Source organism: Nocardia bovistercoris, assembly GCF_015674855.1.
Classification (GTDB): Bacteria; Actinomycetota; Actinomycetes; order Mycobacteriales; family Mycobacteriaceae; genus Nocardia; species Nocardia bovistercoris.
The window spans coordinates 18,803-31,166 of record NZ_JADMLG010000018.1; the positions used below are offsets into that span (position 1 = coordinate 18,803).

Annotated in this window: 13 protein-coding genes; 4 read left to right on the forward strand and 9 right to left on the reverse strand. The window is 69.3% G+C overall.

The window, feature by feature from the left end; genetic code table 11:
• Positions 1 to 79 precede the first annotated feature (79 nt).
• A complete protein-coding gene (locus IT779_RS31450) occupies positions 80 to 811 on the reverse strand; it encodes an SDR family NAD(P)-dependent oxidoreductase (protein ID WP_196153113.1) in 732 nt (243 codons plus the stop codon).
• 149 nt (positions 812 to 960) lie between these two features.
• Here IT779_RS31450 and IT779_RS31455 point away from each other — a divergent pair, with 149 nt between their 5' ends.
• A complete protein-coding gene (locus IT779_RS31455; protein WP_232542299.1) occupies positions 961 to 1,314 on the forward strand; it encodes a winged helix-turn-helix transcriptional regulator in 354 nt (117 codons plus the stop codon).
• A 107-nt stretch (positions 1,315 to 1,421) separates the two neighbouring features.
• Here the strand turns inward: IT779_RS31455 and IT779_RS31460 are convergent, their stop codons facing one another.
• Both IT779_RS31460 and IT779_RS31465 read right to left on the reverse strand, forming a co-directional pair.
• A complete protein-coding gene (locus IT779_RS31460; RefSeq protein ID WP_332839055.1) occupies positions 1,422 to 1,754 on the reverse strand; it encodes a ClpX C4-type zinc finger protein in 333 nt (110 codons plus the stop codon).
• Positions 1,755 to 1,891: 137 nt separating this feature from the next.
• Positions 1,892 to 2,470 carry a TetR/AcrR family transcriptional regulator gene (locus IT779_RS31465; protein ID WP_196153115.1) on the reverse strand — a complete coding sequence of 193 codons (579 nt, stop codon included), beginning with the start codon at positions 2,468 to 2,470 and terminating at the stop codon, positions 1,892 to 1,894.
• Between the two features lie 91 nt (positions 2,471 to 2,561).
• On the opposite strand from IT779_RS31465, the gene IT779_RS31470 reads away from it, so the two are divergent.
• Positions 2,562 to 2,972, forward strand: coding sequence for a nuclear transport factor 2 family protein (locus tag IT779_RS31470; protein ID WP_196153116.1), 411 nt, complete (start codon positions 2,562 to 2,564; stop codon positions 2,970 to 2,972).
• Positions 2,973 to 2,999: 27 nt separating this feature from the next.
• Here the strand turns inward: IT779_RS31470 and IT779_RS31475 are convergent, their stop codons facing one another.
• Positions 3,000 to 3,794 carry an alpha/beta fold hydrolase gene (locus tag IT779_RS31475; RefSeq protein ID WP_196153117.1) on the reverse strand — a complete coding sequence of 265 codons (795 nt, stop codon included), beginning with the start codon at positions 3,792 to 3,794 and terminating at the stop codon, positions 3,000 to 3,002.
• A gap of 33 nt (positions 3,795 to 3,827) precedes the next feature.
• The gene (locus IT779_RS31480; protein ID WP_196153118.1) at positions 3,828 to 4,211 is read right to left on the reverse strand and encodes a VOC family protein; all 384 of its coding nucleotides are present in this window, start codon (positions 4,209 to 4,211) and stop codon (positions 3,828 to 3,830) included.
• A gap of 59 nt (positions 4,212 to 4,270) precedes the next feature.
• On the opposite strand from IT779_RS31480, the gene IT779_RS31485 reads away from it, so the two are divergent.
• On the forward strand, positions 4,271 to 4,912 hold the full coding sequence (locus tag IT779_RS31485) for a TetR/AcrR family transcriptional regulator (protein ID WP_196153119.1): 642 nt from the start codon (positions 4,271 to 4,273) through the stop codon (positions 4,910 to 4,912).
• Between the two features lie 60 nt (positions 4,913 to 4,972).
• On the opposite strand, the gene IT779_RS31490 is transcribed toward IT779_RS31485, so the two are convergent.
• From IT779_RS31490 to IT779_RS31505, 4 genes are all read right to left on the reverse strand, one after another.
• Positions 4,973 to 6,274 (reverse strand): MATE family efflux transporter, encoded by a 1,302-nt coding sequence (locus IT779_RS31490; protein ID WP_196153120.1) that lies wholly within the window; start codon positions 6,272 to 6,274, stop codon positions 4,973 to 4,975.
• Between the two features lie 347 nt (positions 6,275 to 6,621).
• Positions 6,622 to 7,029, reverse strand: a complete 408-nt coding sequence (locus tag IT779_RS31495; protein ID WP_196153121.1) for a nuclear transport factor 2 family protein — start codon at positions 7,027 to 7,029, stop codon at positions 6,622 to 6,624.
• A 132-nt stretch (positions 7,030 to 7,161) separates the two neighbouring features.
• Positions 7,162 to 8,307 (reverse strand): LLM class flavin-dependent oxidoreductase, encoded by a 1,146-nt coding sequence (locus tag IT779_RS31500; RefSeq protein WP_196153122.1) that lies wholly within the window; start codon positions 8,305 to 8,307, stop codon positions 7,162 to 7,164.
• Between the two features lie 118 nt (positions 8,308 to 8,425).
• On the reverse strand, positions 8,426 to 9,055 hold the full coding sequence (locus IT779_RS31505; RefSeq protein WP_196153123.1) for a TetR/AcrR family transcriptional regulator: 630 nt from the start codon (positions 9,053 to 9,055) through the stop codon (positions 8,426 to 8,428).
• 50 nt (positions 9,056 to 9,105) lie between these two features.
• Between IT779_RS31505 and IT779_RS31510 the strand changes: the two genes are divergently transcribed.
• On the forward strand, positions 9,106 to 12,336 hold the full coding sequence (locus IT779_RS31510) for an acetyl-CoA carboxylase family protein (RefSeq protein ID WP_196153124.1): 3,231 nt from the start codon (positions 9,106 to 9,108) through the stop codon (positions 12,334 to 12,336).
• The last annotated feature ends 28 nt before the right edge of the window (positions 12,337 to 12,364 follow it).

Here is a 12,364-nt window from a genome sequence, read left to right on the forward strand (position 1 = left end):
CGAACAGCCTTCGCGGAACGCGCTCGATGATCCGCGGGCACGGTCCCCGCGGATCATGCGGCGACAGAAAGCGACTCGACTACTTCGCGTCCGGATGCAGGCCGGGGTTCTCCGGGTGGACCTGTTCGACGCGGTCGCGCGCGACGTACATGTTCCAGTAGTGCTCGGCCAGATCGTCGGGGTCCGCGATCGGGAAGCCGGGAGGCGCCTCCCTGGCGGCGAGGGCGGCCTCGGCCGTCTCACTGCGCGCGATGTAAGCGGCGATCGCGAGCGTCCCCACATAGATGCCCTCGGGCGCCAGTTCGCCGTGCAGCGAGTAGACGTAATTGCGGGCCGCGGACATCACGGGGCCGAAACCGCTCAGATGCGGCAACGGTTGCACGGCGGAATATCCGTGGGTCAACAGGAACGCGCCGTCGCCACGCTCGGTCCACTCCGGCAGGACCGCGCGCACCACCTCGACCGGGGTGAGCAACAGCAGTGGCAGCAGGGCTTCCAGCGCGGCGGCATCGAGCTGCGCGGCCGGAATGAAGCCCTGCTCACCGCCGATGGGACCGTATTCGACGACATCTATGCGGCCGAACTGCGCGCGAATCGCCGCGATCAGATCCGGCACGCCCGCCGGATACGACAGGTCGGCGGAGAAACCCGCCGCCTCGATCCCATCGGCCGCCAGCGTCTCGACGAGCGTGTCGAGACGATCCTTGCGCCGCGCCACCAGAGCGACCCGGAAACCCTCGCGCCCGAAGCGGCGCGCGACCGACGTGCCGAGACCGGTGCCCGCCCCGAAGACGGCGATGACTTTCGACATGTGACTCCCCAATTCCTACTTTTTGTGTGGAACCCCAGAATGGGCCATTATTGAGACCCGTACAAAAGGCACATCCGTGTCCGTGCCGGAGGGAAATGTGCGCTATGCAGGGTAGAGACCTGATCTCGACGATCGGCCCGTGCGCCGGCATGTCGCCCGAACGCGTCGAATCGATCCGCCAGATCCTCGACCGGGTCGGCGACAAGTGGAGCCTGCTCGTCATCGCCGTCCTCGAAGACGGTCCCCTGCGCTACACCGACCTACAGACCGCAGTCTCCGGCATCTCCCAGCGCATGCTCACCCTCACCCTGCGCCAACTAGGCCAGGACGGCCTGGTGAGCAGAACCTCCTACCCGGAAGTGCCGCCCCGCGTGGAATACGAACTGACCCCGCTGGGTCGAGGACTGATCCAGGTCGTCACCTCACTGATCGCCTGGGTGTCCGAACACCACGACGAGATCCACCACAACCGGGTGCGCGCGGGCGTTCGATCGGCGGGCTGACAGCGCGCAGCAAGACGCTGCGCCCCGGTGCGTCGAGTACGGATCGTTCGAAATTCGCTCTCACGCAACGCGCCCAGGTCGACACCGGGCGCGCTTCGCCCTGCCTGTCACGAGAACCGTTCCCATGCCGACTGACGGCGCATTCCGAGCGCTTCGCCGACACGGTCCCAGGACATTCCGCGTCGGCGAGCCTCGCCGACCCAGCAGCGCAGGTCGTCGTCGACCTGGTGGCGAATCGCGTCGATGCGCGGCAGATGAGCGAGAAGGGTGTCGTCGTCGATGCCCTCCCACACGGGAGTGGTGCGTTTCGGCCCGTCCGGCTTGTTCTTGATGACCTCGGCGCTCAGGGCCACGCAGGCGTCGCAGATGTAGACACCCGCGCCTGCGACGAGGGTGTCGACGTCCTCGGCCGAGCGGTTGCAGAAGGAGCAGCGGTTCACAACAGATCCCTTCGTCAGGTTGACCCTGACAAACTAGCGCGTCAGGATTGACCTGACAAGGGTGTGAGATCCGTCGGACGGTAGCCGGCCTCGCGTCGCCGGGGGCCGCGCCTCGAACCGGGCTGTCCGAGCGGACTCTATTTCCGCGAGTCGCCAGTTGGCGGTGTGCGTGTGAGGCCATTGCGGACTATGGCCAGTAGGCGGTCGGCCTGGGCGGCGTCGGATGCGGCGCGGCCGATTCCGTTGGCGGAGGCGAGCAGGTCGGCGAGGTCGAGGTCGGCTTCGACGGCGCCCGCGTTCTGCGCCCGGTGCAGCAGATCGGCGGCGGCGGTGTGCATCGTCTCGTGCCATTCTCGGTACAGTGCGGATCGCTGACCGGCCTCGTCCTCTGAAATCGAAAGGGCGAGTTCGCTTTTGGTGGAGATGTGGGCAATGAAGGCGCGTAGCCAGGCGAACAGCGCATCGGCGGGCGATGGGTCGGCGAGCAATGTCCGGCCGAGTTCGCCCAGTGCGGTGACCTCCTCGGCGTAGACGGCGACGACCATGTCGCCGCGAGTGGGGAAATGGCGGTACATCGTCGCATTGCCGACCCCGGCGCGGCGCGCGATCTCATCGAGCGGGGCGGTCACGCCGAGTTCGTCGAATACCTCCCTCGCGGCCGAGAGTACCAGTTCGTAGTTGCGGCGCGCGTCGGCGCGACGTGGTCGGTCGACCATCTGCCTCCTTGCCAAGTGGGGAACTCCCCGGTTAGCCTAGCAATCGAATAAACGGGGAGTTCCCCATTTACCTGCTGAGAGAGGTCTTCGAATGCTGGACATCACCGCGGCGGATCGAATCGCGATACACGAGACGATCGCGCTGCACGGACATGTGGCCGACGACCGCGACTGGGATCGGTGGGGTGAGCTGTATACCGACGATGTGGTGCTCGACCTGGAAGATTTCGGGAGCGGCACGACCCGCGGCCTCGCGGCGCTGCGGAAAATGGCACGCGACACCCAGAGCGACCCGACCCAGCCGCTCGGGCATCACGTGACCAACATCGTCGTGGTCGCCGAGGACGGCGACCGGGTGCGGGCGCGATCCAAGGGTCTGGCGGTCAACGCGGACGGGACGAGCGGGACCGTCGTCTACGAGGACACGCTCCGCCGGGAACCGCAGGGCTGGCGCATCTGCCACCGCAAGGCCCTCGCCCGCCGCGCACCCGCGCAGGCTTGACGCCGCGGCGGTGGTCGCCCGCGTCCGTCAGGGTGTGACGGCCGGTGCGCGGAGCAGATCGGCCAGGAGGGTCGGGGCGGTCAGCGGGAGGAGGTGGTTGTGGTCGGGGACGACGGTGGTGCGCGTGTCGGGCAGCATCGCGGCGAGATGCCCGATCACCCGGTGGGTGAAGGGCGGGCTGTCACCACCCGCGACGAGATGGACGGGTGATTCGATGCGGCGGGCGAGGTCTCGGTCGAAGTGCCATGAGTTGAGTGCGGGCGCTTCGCCGCTGAAGCAGTAACCGCATTCGCGTTCGGCCCGTTCGAGTCCGTCGGGACCGAGCGCGGACTCGATGACCTCGCGGAAGTGCGGCCCGCACACCGCCGCCAGGAAGGTGTCGAAGGCGGTGCGCAGATCGCCCGCGGCGGCCGCGCCGATCGCCGCGCCGAGGACGGGGCCGAGCACGGCGCCGACGGCCGCGCGGTCTTGCGGCGGCAGGAGCGGGTCGATCAGGGGTGGTTCGATGAGGACGAGTTCGCCGACCAGGTCCGGGTGGTCGAGCGCGAGTTGCAGTGCGAAGACCGTTCCCGAGGAGTGGGCGAGTATCCGCGCCCGCTCGATTCCGAGGCGCCGCAACAGGTTCGCGCATTCGGCGGCGTGGTCGGCGACCGTGAGCGGTTCGGCGGGCGCCTGGTCGGTGTATCCGGTGCGGGTCACGCTGATGCGGCGCAGGTCCGCGACGGCAGGCTCGCGTTGCAGGGGGACGAACCAGTCGGTGAAGACGGCCGCGTGGATGAGGACCAGCGGGTCGCCGTTGCCACCGGAATCGTGGTAGCGCATGGGGATTCTCCTGTTTTCGTTGTGGGTCTGGAGTCAATCGGCGTAGAGGCGAAGTTCGATGCCGTCGGGGTCGTGCAGGCCGACGAGGACGGCGCCGCCGCGGTGCCCGGTGACGATGCCGCTATTGGCTTGGCCGAGTGCGGCGAAGTGCTCGGCCCAGGCGTGCACGCCGTCGCGGGTCGCGACGCCGAGCGCGACGAGGTCGAAGCCGGAGAGGGCGGCGGCGCGCTCGGGGTCGTGACGGAGCGCGATCGATATTGTCCCGCCGGGGTTTTCGAGGGCGACGCCACGCAGTTCGCCCTCCTCGATGAATTCGATCGCCACCGTCAGGCCGAGCACGCGCCGGTACCAGTCGGCGCCGGCGCGCACGTCGCTGACGGGGATCTTCACGTGATGGATCGGTGCCAGGTCGGGCATCGGTCAACTCCATTTCGCTAGAGTGAGCTCTAGTGAGTCACTAGAGTAGTCTCTAGCGAATGAGCGATCCTGTCAAGAAGGCGCCGGGCAGCCGGGCCGAGAAGACACGCCTGACCAAACGGCGGATTGTCGCCGCTTCGGCGGAACTGTTCCTCGGCCAGGGCTACGGCGCCACGACACTCGACCAGGTCGCCGCCCGCGCGGGTGTCGCGGTGCAGACCGTCTACTTCCACTTCGGCAACAAGGCCACGCTGCTCAAGGAGGCGCTGGACGTGGCCGCCGTCGGCGACGACGAGCCGGTCGCACTGCTGGACCGCCCGTGGTTCCGACAGGTGTCCGCCGAACCCGACCCGGTCCGGGTGATCGAATTGTGGACATTCGGCGGTCGCGAGATCCTGGAACGAGTCGGCCCATTGCTGACCGTCATCCGCGGCGCCGTCGGCGCCGACCCCGACCTCGCCGCGCAGTGGGAGGTCAACCAGGACCAGCGCCGCACCGCCTTCCGCGCTCTGGCCGACCTGCTCGCCGAACGCGGCGCGCTACGCCGAGGACTCACCGTCGAGGCTGCCGCCGACCTCGCCTTCCTCATCTCCAGCGCGGAGAACTACATCATCGCCACAGCCGTCCTCGGCTGGACACCGCGACACTGGGAGAACGCCACCGCCACGCACCTGGCCACCGCTCTCCTCGGCGCCGAGTAGCTCTCCCGGACAGATCAGAGCCGGTTCGCATCCGAGTGGCGAGCACGTCGCTCCTTCGTTCTACGAGTAGATGACGTCGGCGCCTTCCGTTGCCCCGGAGCGTGATTCGCGTGCGGCGGTCTGGCGATACCGGAGGTAGGTCGCGGCGGCTCGAGCGACCCATCCCACGACGATTCCGTAGTACACGCCGAGCAACCCGTGATCGCCCACGAACGTGAACCCCCACACCGCGGGCAGTGTGACGCACAGGGTGGAGAACAGCGAGGCGTACATGACGCCCTTGGTGTCGGCGGCGGCGCGGAGTTGGGCGGCGTAGATGGTCGCCACCGCCATGATCGGGGTGACGAGCGGCAGCGTCCACGCCACCGCGACCGCGGCCTCCACCACGGCGGGATCGCCCGTGACCAGGGCGAAGGATCGGTCGGCGGTCACGGTGAGCGCCGTGGCGACCGTGCAGGACATGGCGAGCATGAGGACCGCGCCCGCGCGGGCGAACGCGATCCGACCTTCGCGGTCGCCCGCGCCGATGCGTTGGCCGACGAGTATCGCCGTGGCTGCGCCCGTCCCGTAGACGAACATCCAGATCAGTGCCGTCGCGATGCCGACCACGCGGTGCGCGGCCAGACTCACCGTGCCCAGACTGCCCGCCACACCGACCACGACCACGTCCGCGCCGTAGCTGACCACGCTGAACACCAGATCCGGCATCGCGATCGCCGTCCACGGTCTCGCCAGCCGACGATCGACGCCCCAGCCCTCACCGGAGCGACCGAGCATCGCGCGCGCTCGCCGATACAGCATCCCCGCGCCCGCCGCGATCGCGGTGACCGACCCGATCGCCGACCCGATCGGCCCGAGTTTCACCGCGAAGATCAGGATCGCCGACATCGACAGGTTGATCACCGCGACCAACACCGCCACCCGCGCCGCCCCGCCGGTGTCACCGGTGCCCGCGAGCAAGCCGCGCAGATGCGCCGTCATGGCGGTGAACGGCAACGCGCACAACAGGATCCACATCATCGCCGTGGCCTGCCCGCGATCGAGGCCGTCCGGCGCGGTCAGCGCGACAACACCCGGTGTCGTGACCGCGCCGAGCATCGCGAAGCAAGCGCCGATGAGCGCGCCACCGGCCAGCCCCGTGCCCGCCAGCCGTCGGATCGCCGCCTGGTCGCCCGCCCCATACCAGCGGGCGACCAGCACCTGGGTGGCCGACCCCCACGGTACGACCAGCGCGGTCGCGAGGATCCACACCGGAACCACCAGCGCGGCTATTCCGAGCGCGTCGGTGGAATAGTGACCCAGCAGCGCCGTATCGGTCGCCCCGAGCACGACCGTCGTCGCCGACGTGAGAATGATCGGCATCGCGATCCCCGACACCTGCCGAATCCGCCCGAGGAATCCGGTTTCCGATCTTCGCCGAGTGGTGCGTGTCCCGATCACCGAGCCGCCCCCGACATGCACTCGTCCATGACGAGACTCTAATCAGTTCCTCGACAGCAACTTCCGAACGGGCGAAAGGGTCGAGGTGTCAGGAGGTTCGGGACGGCGATCGGAGGCGGGTTGCCGAGAGATCGCGTGATTCACGTGGAACCCGGAGTGCACTCGGTGCCGATTCCGGGCTCGACGTGAAAAGTGTTGTGACACAGTCGATTATCGACCGATTTGCATGCTGTGCCGATCGGCGGCGACTGCACGCGAGCGGCGAGCGCTCAGCCTTGCGGCGGTTCTATCGGGAACGAATGATGCTCGTGGGCGATCACCCAGCGCCCCTGGGATCGGCGCAGCCCGAACGTCAATCGCAGTCGCCGGTCCGGATCGCGGGCGAAGTCCTCGGCGGTCCCGCACAGCAGCAGCGCGTAGGCGAAGGCGATATCGCCGCCGACTTCGATGTCGAGGGAGACGATCTCGAAACTCGCCCCCTGTGCCTGCCAGTCGAAGAACGCGGGCCAGACCTCGCGGTAGGCGTCGATGCCGCGAATTCCCTCGTGCGGGGGCGGCACGTCGAACATGACGATGTCGTCCGCGTGCGCGGCGATGGTGCCCGCCGTGTCGCCCTCGTGCACCGCGGCGGCCCATCGTTCGATCAGGATCCTGATCTGCTTCTCGTCGTCCGACATATCGGCTGTCCCCTTTCCCGCCCGGCGACCGCGCCGCGACTTTCCGAAGAGCGTGCCGAAAACCTCACGACCGCGCAACGGAAATCGTGAATCGATGCGGGATTCGCGCCGATTCCGCGACAGCGGGGATGTTCAGCTGCTCGAGGACGCCGCGAACGGGGTCGCCGCGCGCACCGCCGCCGCGCGATTGGGATGCCGCCACAAGCCTTTGCGCTCGAGGATGGGCAGCACGCCCTCGCCGAACCAGTACGCCTCCTCCAGGTGCGGATAGCCGGAGAGAATGAAGTGGCCGATGCCGACCTTGGAGTACTCGACGAGGCGTTCGGCTACTTCCTCGTGCGAGCCGACCAGCGCGGTGCCCGCCCCGCCGCGCACCAGGCCGACACCGGCCCACAGATTCGGCGCGATCTCCAGGCGCGCGGTGTCGCCGCCGTGCAGTTCCAGCATGCGGCGCTGCCCCTCGGATTCGCTGCGCGCGAGGCTGGCCTGCACCCGTTCGATATCGGCCGGATCGATGCCCGCGAGCAACCGGTCCGCCTCGGCCCACGCCTGTTCGGAGGTGTCGCGGCTGATGACGTGGATGCGCAGGCCGTAGTCGAGTACCCGCCCCGCGTCGACGGCGAGACCGCGCACCGCGTCCAGTTTGCGGCTCACCGCGAGCAGCGGTTCACCCCAGGTGAGGTAGGTGTCGGCGTAGCGGGCGGCGATCGGCAGCGCGGCCGAGGACGACCCGCCGAAGAAGACCGGGGGCAGCGGGTCGGGGCGGTTGCCGAGCAGCGCCTCGCGCACCCGCAGGTGCTCGCCCTCGAAGGTCACCGGTTCCGAAGAGGTCCACAGTTCGCGCACCACGTGCAGGAACTCGCCGGTGCGGGCGTAGCGCTGCTCCTTGTCGAGGAAGTCGCCGTAGGCCTGCTGCTCGTGGGGTTCGCCGCCGGTGACCACATTGAGCAGCAGCCGCCCGCGCGAGTGGCGTTGGAAGGTGCCCGACATCTGCGCGGCCAGCGTGGGGCTGACCAGGCCCGGACGGAAGGCGACCAGGAATTTCAGCGTCTCGGTGGTCTCCACCATCATGGCGGTGGTCAGCCACGCGTCCTCGCACCACGCGCCGGTGGGAGTGAGCACGGCTTCGAATCCGTTGTCCTCGGCGGCCGCGCCGATCTGGTTCAGGTAGCGCAGCGAGGCGGGCCGGTCACCGGACATGAAGGTGCCGTGTCCGCCCGCGACGAGACCGCGGGAATCGCCGTACGTGGGCAGGAACCAGTGGAACGACAGACTCATCGAAGCCACTCCTCTCCGGGGCCGGGGAATCCGAGGCGCGGCGCGCCGTCGACATGCCGCAGTCGTTCATGATCGACGCGGCCCGCGATCGGTGTCACGGGTTGCGACCAGCGTGGTTTTATTTCCCGCGTGGTCCGCGTCGCAGTCCGAGGAGCGCTTCGGCGAGGGTTTGGATATGGTCTAGGTAGTCGGCGAACGCCGCAGGCGTGGCCTGGCCGCGCTGCACGGCGCCGCGGGTGAGGGAGTAGCCGACAGCCTCGGCGACGATGCGAGGCGGCACGACGGCGGCGACGGCGCCGAGGTCGAGTTGACGTTCCAGATACCGGGTGAAGCGGCGGATCGGGCGTTCGGCGATTTCTTCGGCGAGCGGCGCGAGTTGCGGGTCGACGGCCCCGCGTTCTTCGATCAGGCGCAGCAGCGGGCCTGCCGACCGCACCGCCGCGGCGAAGGATTCGATGGTGGCGCGCAGCATCGTTCGCGGCTCGTCGGTGTCGATGTCGGGTTCCTGCGCGGCGAGGAAGTCGTCGCGCACGCGCAGTGCCAGCGCGTGGAAGATCTCCTCCTTGGAGGCGAAATAGACATACAGCGTGGCCCTGGAGACTCCCGCTTCGGCGGTGATCGCGGCAACGGTCGTGTTCGCGTAGCCGCGCGTGGCGAATACGCGCGCGGCGGCGTCGAGCAGGGCGCGGTGGCGGTCGGTGTGCGACCGTTCGCGCGCGTCGCGGATCGACCAGGGGGAATGGGTCATTGTTTCCACTCTGGTTGACGTTGACGTCAATGTCAACGAGACTTCTCGGTATGCGTGTCGCAGTGGTGAACCGAGGAGAGATCGCGGTCCGGGTGCTTCGGGCAGCGCGCGAATACGGCTACGAGACCCTCGCGGTCCACACCGAGGACGAACCCGACGCCGCCCACCTACGCCTGGCCGACGACACGGTGCTGCTACCGGGCCACGGCGCGGCCGCCTACCTCGACATCGACGCGGTCGTGGCCGCGGCCCGCAAGGCCGGTTCGGGCGCCCTCGTGCACCCCGGATACGGATTCCTCAGCGAGAGCGCCGAACTCGCGACCGCCTGCGCGGCGGCGGACCTGGTCTTCGTCGGACCGGCGCCGGACGTGCTGCGGGTCTTCGGCGACAAGATCGCCGCGCGCGCGGCCGCGAAACTGGCGGGCGCCTCCGTGCTGCCCGCCACCCAGGCGGGCGGCGGCTTCGACGATATCGCCGCGCTGCTCGCGCGCTATCCCGACGGCGTGATGGTCAAGGCCGCGGCGGGCGGCGGCGGACGCGGAATGCGCGTGGTCCGCGATCCGGCGAAGTTGCGCGCGGCCTACGACCGTTGCCGGGCGGAGGCGGCGGCGGGCTTCGGCGACGACACCGTCTACGCCGAAGCCCTCGTTCCCTCGGCCCGACATATCGAGGTGCAGATCGTCGCCGACGGCCACCGCGCGGTCGCGGTCGGCGACCGGGATTGCAGCGTGCAGCGCCGCCACCAGAAACTGGTCGAGATCGCGCCCGCGCCCGCCCTCAGCACGGCCGTGCGCGAACGCCTGCACCGCGACGCGGTGGAGATCGCGGAATCGGTGCGCTGCCGCGGCGTCGTCACCGTGGAATTCCTGGTCAGCGGCGAGAGTTCGTGGTTCCTCGAGGTGAATCCGCGCCTGCAGGTCGAGCACACCGTCACCGAGGAGGTCACCGGACTCGACCTGGTCGCGCTGCAATTCGGGCTCGCGGTCGGTCACACTCTCGCCGAACTCGGACTGGTCGACGCCGAGGACGAGCCGACCGGGCCCCGCGCACGCGGCAGTGCCGTGCAGGTCCGGCTCAACGCCGAAATCCTCACCGCCGGTGGGGAAGTGCTGCCCGGCAGCGGCGTCGTCGACCAGTTCGCCGCCCCGACCGGCGCGGGCGTGCGCGTGGACACCGCCGCGTTCCCCGGCATGCGCCACGGCACCCGATTCGACTCGCTGCTGGCCAAGATCGTGGCCACCGGGCCGACCTACCGCGCGGCGCTGCGCCGATGTTCGGACGCGCTCGCCGAAACCGTCGTCACCGGCGTCGACACCAACCTGTCCGTGCAGCGCGCCATAGTTTCCCGGTTGTCCGAGGCTGCCGCGCTCGCCGAATCCACCGGCCGACCGGAGGACGCGGTCGTCACCACCTCCTGGTTCGAATCCCGGTTGTCCGAACTCCTCGACGCGGCGGCCGAATACCCCGAGAACCCCGGCCGAGCCCCCGCCGCGCACGCCTCGGAAACGGTGGTGGCCGAACACGAACGCGCGCACCGTTCGCCCATGGGCGGCACGGTGGTGAGCATCGTCGAAGCGGGCACACTCGTCGCCGCCGGAGCCGAACTCGCCGTCCTCGAGGCGATGAAGATGCAGCACGTGCTGCGCGCCGAGGAACCGCTGCGGATCGTGCGGCAGCTGGTCGCGCCCGGCGACACCGTCGACCCGCACGCGCCGCTGCTGATCTGGGAACCGGCCGAATTCGACGCCGCCGACGCCGACCAGGCACCGACCGATCTCGACCACATCCGGGCCGATCTCGCCGAAGTTCTCACCCGGCACCGGGTCACCCGCGACGAAGCGCGCGAGGAGGCCGTCGCCAAACGGCATCGCCTCGGCCGCCGAACGGCCCGCGAGAACATCGCCGACCTCGTGGACGCGGACAGTTTCGTCGAATACGGCGCGCTCGCGGTCGCCGCGCAACGGGCACGGCGCGGCCAGGACGACCTCATCGCCAACACGCCCGCCGACGGCCTGATCACCGGTCTGGCCACCGTCAACGCCGACCGGTTCGGCGCGGACGCGGCGCGCGCGGTGGTGCTGTCCTACGACTACACCGTGCTCGCGGGCACCCAGGGCATGCGCAACCACGTCAAGACCGACCGCATCCTGGAAATCGCGCACGAACAGCGCCTTCCGGTCGTGTTCTTCACCGAGGGCGGCGGCGGCAGGCCGGGCGACACCGACCATTCCGGCATCTCCGGTCTAGACATCACCTCATTCCACGCCATGGGCGCGCTTTCGGGACGGGTGCCGCTGATCGGGATCGTCTCCGGGCGCTGCTTCGCGGGCAACGCCGCGCTGCTCGGCATGTGCGATGTGGTGATAGCGACACCCGACGCGAATATCGGCATGGGCGGACCGGCCATGATCGAAGGCGGCGGACTCGGTATCCACAGTCCCGAGGACATCGGCCCGATCGACGTGCAGCGCCGCAACGGTGTGGTGCACATCGTGGCCGCCGACGAAGCCGAGGCCGTCGACATCGCGCGCCGCTGCCTCGCCTACTTCCAGGGACCACTGGAAGGTTGGGAGGCCCCCGACCCGAGGGTGGCGCGGCACGTGGTGCCGGAAAACCGCCTGCACGCCTTCGACATTCGCGCCGCCGTCGAATCCGTCGTCGACGTGGGTTCGGTGCTGGAGTTACGCCGCGACTGGGGCGTCGGCATCGTGACCGCGCTGGTGCGCGTCGAAGGCCGCCCGTTCGGCCTGATCGCCAACGACTGCCACCACCTCGGCGGCGCCATCGACGCACCGGCCGCCGACAAGCTCGGCATCTTCCTTCGCATGTGCCAGGCACACGGACTGCCGATCGCCGCCCTCTGCGACACCCCGGGTTTCATGGTCGGCCCCGAAGCCGAAACCCACGGCACCGTCACCAAATTCAGTCGCCTGTTCATCGACGCCGCCGCGACGACGGTGCCGTGGGGCACGATCGTGCTGCGCAAAGGCTACGGCCTCGGCGCCCAAGCCATGGCGGGCGGCTCCTTCCGCTCCCCCCGTTTCATCGTCGCCTGGCCCACCGGCGAAATCGGCGGCATGGGCCTGGAAGGCGCGGTCCGCCTCGGCTTCGCCAAGGAACTGGCCGCCATCGAAGACCCCGAAAAACGCGCCGAAGCCTTCGACAACCTCGTCCGAGCCGCCTACGCCCACGGCAAGGCCCTGACCGCCGCCACCGTCTTCGAACTCGACGACGTCATAGACCCCGCCGACACCCGCCGCTGGCTCCGCACCCTGCGCTGAGCCCCGCAGTCACGGCGGACCTGAAACG